This window comes from Mesorhizobium sp. M0768, assembly GCF_040320195.1.
GTDB lineage: Bacteria > Pseudomonadota > Alphaproteobacteria > Rhizobiales > Rhizobiaceae > Mesorhizobium.
In genome coordinates, this window is record NZ_JAMYPD010000106.1 from 1 (window position 1) to 823 (window position 823).

An 823-nucleotide genomic window follows, 5' to 3' on the forward strand; every position below is an offset into this window, starting at 1 on the left:
TGATCTTCGTCGTCTCCGCCTTGGAGAAGCCGCGCTTGCGCAGGAAGCTTTGGCGATCTTCGTCGTCCCGAGCGACGACACGCTCCCGCGAAGCCTTGATGCCGTTGACGAACGGCATGGGCGAAGACTCCGCGAACTGGATCAGCGCTGGCTCGGCTTTCAGGGCAAAACGCGAGGCGGCATATTAGGAATGCCGGATAATGATTTCCTGGAAATCTTCGACGCCGTCGGCGATGCCGAGGGTGCGGGCTCCGACTTCGGAACTCAGCGGAGACGCATTCCACGCAGCCAATTCCGCCACCAAAAGGGCGGTGTCCCCGTTTACCGACGCGCATCTAAGTTCTCCGTTGTTCCCCAACACGATTATTGCTGTGCCTGTTACCTCAATCGACCGTTCTGCGATCGTGTGGCTGACGCTGCGGAAAAAACCGCAGGGTCGGTTCTGTTCGATGTTCGCGTCGACGGCGATAGCTGCGTTCAGCGGATGGCTGCGATTGGATATGGCGTTTAAATCCTAACGGGATTCAATAATCCCTGTGGGACGGCACGTCCTGTGTCCTGCAGCGCGTTGTTGAGCGCATGGCCCATATAGCGGATTGATGATGGTGAAGGCCTCGGGCTCTCCTCGGCTCCGGCACCGGCACGGAACGTGTCGGCCGGCACCGCAAAGGGCGTTCGGCCGGCCGGAGAGAGGTCGAGGCAGCAAGCATTCCCAGTGGGGATGACCTGCCACGGGTAATTTCCTCCAACTGAGATTAGAGTCCGGCCTCGATTGAAGGACGGACTGATGAAGAGAAAGCGGTTTCCGGAAGAGCAGATCATC

At 59.1% G+C, this 823-nt stretch carries 1 pseudogene; it reads right to left on the reverse strand.

The window, feature by feature from the left end:
* Positions 1–184: 184 nt before the first annotated feature.
* Positions 185–376: pseudogene (locus NKI08_RS34855) on the reverse strand (hypothetical protein); the annotation flags it as partial.
* Between the last annotated feature and the right edge of the window lie 447 nt (positions 377–823).